The sequence below is a fragment of the Geminicoccus flavidas genome, from assembly GCF_009806515.1.
GTDB lineage: Bacteria > Pseudomonadota > Alphaproteobacteria > Geminicoccales > Geminicoccaceae > Geminicoccus > Geminicoccus flavidus.
In genome coordinates this window covers 1-4,816 of sequence record NZ_WUJP01001010.1, presented here as the reverse complement: position 1 = coordinate 4,816, position 4,816 = coordinate 1, and the positions used below count along the sequence as shown (strand labels likewise).

Annotated in this window: 6 protein-coding genes and 1 pseudogene; 2 read left to right on the top strand and 5 right to left on the bottom strand. The window is 64.5% G+C overall.

The genetic code is table 11. The annotated features are described in order from the left end of the window. Positions 1-24 precede the first annotated feature (24 nt). The 4 genes and pseudogenes from EQG76_RS28755 to EQG76_RS28735 form a co-directional block, all read right to left on the bottom strand. Positions 25-702: pseudogene (locus EQG76_RS28755) on the bottom strand (recombinase family protein). 23 nt (positions 703-725) lie between these two features. Continuing rightward, positions 726-962: a hypothetical protein gene (locus tag EQG76_RS28745; RefSeq protein WP_159718613.1), complete on the bottom strand. Its 237-nt coding sequence runs from the start codon at positions 960-962 to the stop codon at positions 726-728. A gap of 114 nt (positions 963-1,076) precedes the next feature. Then, positions 1,077-2,126 carry a hypothetical protein gene (locus tag EQG76_RS28740; protein WP_159718611.1) on the bottom strand — a complete coding sequence of 350 codons (1,050 nt, stop codon included), beginning with the start codon at positions 2,124-2,126 and terminating at the stop codon, positions 1,077-1,079. Beyond that, positions 2,123-3,361: a tyrosine-type recombinase/integrase gene (locus EQG76_RS28735; protein ID WP_159718609.1), complete on the bottom strand. Its 1,239-nt coding sequence runs from the start codon at positions 3,359-3,361 to the stop codon at positions 2,123-2,125. Before EQG76_RS28735 ends, EQG76_RS28740 begins: the two co-directional genes overlap by 4 nt. On the opposite strand from EQG76_RS28735, the gene EQG76_RS28730 reads away from it, so the two are divergent. Next, complete coding sequence (locus EQG76_RS28730) at positions 3,348-3,665, top strand: hypothetical protein (RefSeq protein ID WP_159718607.1); 318 nt, start codon at positions 3,348-3,350, stop codon at positions 3,663-3,665. The genes EQG76_RS28735 and EQG76_RS28730 overlap by 14 nt on opposite strands. Positions 3,666-3,912: 247 nt before the next feature. Here EQG76_RS28730 and EQG76_RS28725 read toward each other — a convergent pair whose 3' ends face one another. Next, positions 3,913-4,161 carry a helix-turn-helix domain-containing protein gene (locus EQG76_RS28725; RefSeq protein ID WP_200841211.1) on the bottom strand — a complete coding sequence of 83 codons (249 nt, stop codon included), beginning with the start codon at positions 4,159-4,161 and terminating at the stop codon, positions 3,913-3,915. 385 nt (positions 4,162-4,546) lie between these two features. Between EQG76_RS28725 and EQG76_RS28720 the strand changes: the two genes are divergently transcribed. Further along, a complete protein-coding gene (locus EQG76_RS28720; RefSeq protein WP_159718605.1) occupies positions 4,547-4,759 on the top strand; it encodes a type II toxin-antitoxin system Phd/YefM family antitoxin in 213 nt (70 codons plus the stop codon). Positions 4,760-4,816 lie beyond the last annotated feature (57 nt).

Here is a 4,816-nt window from a genome sequence, read left to right as displayed (position 1 = left end):
GTCGGCCGCAATAGGTCGTGGCGGTTAGAATTGCGTGAACGCCGCCGGTGGCGAGCCGCTGGCCGCGCCGAAGGATGCCCTGTTCATTGAGGTGGGTGGCGATCGCCTTGCCCCCAACGGCCGGCCATGGGCGCCGGTGGCCAGCGCGAACATCAGCTTGATGACCTTGGCCTCGCTCTCCTCGATGACCAGGACCTTCTTGTCCTTGTTGCCGCGCCGCTCTTTGGTCTCGACCTTGTAGCCAAACGGTGCCACCGCGCCGTTCCAGAAGCCCTGCCGGGCGTTCTCCAGCATGGCGCGGTGGACGTGCTTGGCGTTCTCCCGCGACTGGTGCTCGTCGAAGACGTTGAGCACCTTGCGGATGAACTCGCCGCTGGCGTCCTGGCCGATGTCCTGGGTGATCGAGACCAGCCGCCCCCCTGCCTTGGCGAGCTGACGGACATACAACTCGGAGTGCAGCGTGTCCCGGCTAAAGCGGCTGAGCGAATGGACGACGATCACGTCATACGGGTGATCGGCGCCGGAAGCCTTGTAGATCATCTACTGGAAGACCGGCCGACCCTCGCCCAGCGCCGAGGCGCCCGGCTCGGAAAAGACTTCGGCCACCTCGAGGCCCTGGCGGTCATAGTAGGCCCGGCACTGGCTGATCTGGTCGGGGAGCGAGAGGTTTCGCTCGGCCTGGCGGACGGTGGAGCCTCGCACGTAGATCGCCGCGCGGGCATGGCTCAAGCCTTCCCGAATAGCACCTCGTCGATCTCGGCCGCCAGATGGGCCCGCAGCAGTGCGATTTCCTTGCTGAAGACCGGCGGCGGTTCCGCCAGGTTGACCCGAACGACCCGTTCGTCCGGCGAACCACCACCAACCGCGCGGCCACGCTGCTTGCCGCCCGGCGACAGGCCTTCTGGCCGCGGAGGTGATCCGCGGCCGTCAGGTTCGAAGAGGAGGTTGAGCTGCCGTTCCATCCCCCATTTTCTAGGGACGGTAATAACCGACAACCATAGGGCTCGAATCCAGCTGGTACAAAAGCACAGCCACACCTGAACTGGAGCCCGTTCCGTGTAATTAAGTGCAACTGCTTACTGGTCATTGCGCAGTCTCCGGATCACGTCTCCATGGCGTCGGAACGAGCTGAAGCTGGTCGCCTGGTTGTAGAACCGCTGGCTGGATGCCAACGTCGCGTAGCCGAGGACCGGCTTGGTGATGCCGATGTGCTTGGGGTCCTCCAGCGCGATCTCTGTGGCGGCGCAGTCGCGGAACAGGTGCGGGGAGACCGGCTTGCCCAGGTATTTCTTGGTGAGCCGGTGATCCGGTGGGAGATGCCACTCTCCGACATCGGCCGTCCCTGCTGGCCCAGCCACAGCCATCCCTCGTCCTCGATGGCGCGGCGCAAGAAGATGGGACGGACGCGCTCCAGATAGATCTTCAGGGCCGGCTTGAGGTCCTGCGGCACCGGTCCGTTGATGGGCTGCCCTGCCTTGGTCTCTGCGCTCGTGAAGTGAATGCGGGCGCCACCGTCGTCGAAGACGATACTGTGGCCAATCCTGAGCGCTGCCAGATTGCGGCGGCGCAAGGGGCGGCGGGTCATCAGCGCCATCAGGCCATCGCGATAGGCAGGAGCGCCGCTGACAAGGCCAGTGGCATCGTCTTGCAGCCCTTCCGCCAGCGAGCCGCTCCGCCAAGTCGAGCGGCTCGCTGGTCCGCGCCATTCGTGGGGCCTTGGCACGCGCGGGCCCGGCGGAGTTCGTCAGGCGATGGGCGAACTCCGTCAGCCAGCCGACGCCGTCGGGCGGTGCGCAGGCGCGCAGGACATAGGCGATGCCGCGCACCGCCCCGGCAACCGTCAGCTCGGAGCGGCCGGGACGATACACCTCCATGAAGGCGCGGATCCTTTCCTCGCTCACCCGCCGGCAGGGATGAAGGTTCGCATCCAGTTGTTCGGTGGAGGTGAGCCAGGCGAGGTAGAGGCCATAGCCACGCTCGCAGCCTTCGGTGGTCGCCTTGCTCCAGGAGGCAGCGAGGCCACCCTCATCGAACAAGCCAGCTGCCTTCATCGAGGCGAGCCAGCGCTCCCGGTCCCCAGCCGGCCACTGGGCGAGCTTGATTGGGGACATGCGCAGCCGGCTCATGCCGCCTCCTCCTCGTCGCAGGCAGGAGCGGGTTCCAAGGATGCTATCCTTATGTCCTTGCGGAGACTGCTGATCAGCTCGCTGTAGCGGGCGAGCGCTCTGTCCGTCTCCAGGCCGGCAAAGAAGCTGATCGTCGTTGTCAGGCTCTTGTGGCCCAGCATCCGGCGCACGTCCTCGTAGCAGCCCGGGTTGTCCTTGAGGAAGAGATGGGCCGCGAAGTGGCGCATGAGGTGCGCGTGGACCGTGAGGCCGATCCTCGCGTGGACGAACCGGCTGAACTGCTTGGAGAGTGCGGAAGGTCCCTTGCCACACCCCTTCTGGCTGACGAACAGCACCGCCGTCGGCTGCTTGGGCAGTACCGGCCGGAACACCGTCACGTAGCGATCGAGCAGCGCACTGGTGCCTTCCGAGAGCTGCGCGTCGATCGCCACCTTGTTCTTCACGTCCTCGGCCGCGATCGCGATGCGCCATGATCCCGCCTGACCGCCGGCAGGACAGGCGATGTTCTCCGCCATGTCCAGTTCCGCAGCATTCTTGATGCGCGCTGGGACATGCAGCAGGAAGTCCAGCAGGCAGGCCATCTGCATGAGTTGTGCCTGTCGGACCGTCGGCTCTTTGACTTTGCGCAGCTCGTGCGCGATCTCGGCCGGCAGGTAGACCAGCCGGAGCATGGCCATCTTGTCACCCAGCAGCGGTACGAGCCGTTCCTTGTTCTTGGCGTTCATCCCATGCTGCCGATGGCGGACCTTCTTGCCGATCCGGCTAAGCTCGCGCCGGTGGGCCTCGTCGATACCGATGAAGTTCGCCACGCTGCACAGCGGCACCACGATGGTCGTGAGATCAAGGCGCCGCTGGTCGTCCAGTTTGCCCTCTACCACCCGCAGCTCCAGGCCGCGCTTGACCGTGGATATCTTGACCAGCCTGGCGAGCGACATGAAGTGCTCGGGCGGCATCCCGTCCCGGGCGAGACCGGTGAGATAAGTGCGCAGCCGCGCGAGGTAGTTCTCGATCGTCACCGGCCGGACCAGCTTGTGCTTCCCATCGAACATGTCGCTGGTGAGCATCCGCTGGCGGTACGCCTCGACCTCCTGCTGCAGCGAGCCAGGGAAATCGGCCCAGCGGAGCAGGCGGTTGGCAAGCGGCTCGGGTGCAGGAATGGGGGGATAAGGAGGGCGAGCCCGGTCGGGCCGCGACCGCCCGGTTCCACGCCCGCCGCGCGACATGGCCACGCTCACGCGGATTTTTCTGGATCATCTGCTGGTCCAGGTAGGCCAGGAAGCGATCGAAGGTGTCGGGCGTGACTTCGAGTGGAGCGATGCCCAAGGTCGAGCACCAGCCGGCAAAGCGGTGCAGCTCGTCATGGTCGCGCTTGCTCATTGGTGCCAGCAGCTCATGCCAGGCAGCATCCAGCTTGAAGTTGCGCCGCTGCCGGTGAACCTCGACCCCGGCCAGCTGGACGGCCCCGCGCAGGATGGTGGGGTCAGCGATGATGTCAGACGGCATCCGGCCGCAGATGATGGCAAAGCGGTTGATCGCTGAGTGCAGTTCGGCGCGTGTCGAGCACGAGAGTTCCCGGCGCTCGATGATCGTCTTCTGAACAGCGGCCAGCGTGATGGCAGCCTCGTTCGGACCAGGCATGGTGAATACCCTTGATCGGTAGGAATATGACTGGTGATGACGGACGGACAGATTGGTGAAGGTCCCGTGCCCATCTTTGTTGAAGATGAGGCTCGGGAGGTTCACCAGGTCCTGAGGCCAGGTTTTCATCACCGGACAGCAGCGGACTTCACAGGCCTCGCGTGCAGCGCGCCTCAAACAGCGCGACGTTGGCTTCGGCAATGCGCACGGACCGGCCGATCCGATGCACCACGAGGTGGCCCTGGTCGATCAACCGGCGGATGTGCCGCTCCAACATGCTCCAGCGGCGGGCGAGATCGGCAACGGTGAAGAACCTGCCTTGCCTGACGGCGGGCTTGACGGGCGCAGGAGCAACCGGATTTTTCTCAGATGCCTTGGTCTTGATGCTGACAACCATGGACGACCCCTCGCGGGCTGGTGGGGGCCGCCACGTTGTCCTGGATCAGAGCGTACGCAGGCTCATGACTGGGCAGGACGGCACGAGGCGGCCGACGACACCACATGAACCGCACACCGCGGGAGTACTCAAGCGGAGTTTTTCCGAGCGGTACAAAACCACACCCATCCGGCTTCTCAGGACTCGGGAGAGATCAGCGGTGCCGTCAGCCTGCGACACTTACGGAGCGGGATCAGATCTTGTTGGGTGTTGCTAATACAGAGACAGATCACGCAACGCTGGCGGTACAGGTGCCTTGCAGTACTTTCTGGCTCATCGTGGCAGGCCCGCTTTGAGCGGGTTCCCGATGTATGCAAGTATCTGCATATGGAACCGGAGACTGTCGATGGCCTACGTCACCTACTCCGAGCTGCGCAACAACCTCGTCAAGTACATAGACCAGGTGGTGGAGGATCGCGTGGAGCTGCACGTCAGCCGGCAGGACCGTCCGGGCGTAGTCATGCTGTCCGAAGAAGAATCCGAAGGATGGAAGGAGATCGTCCACCTGCTCAACAGCCCGGCTAACGCCGCGCGGATCTTCGCGGCCCTAGGTGTTTGATCCCGCGGTGTGGTGGTACAGTTGACCATCATGCTGCGAGGGAGGCGCTATGGGCCA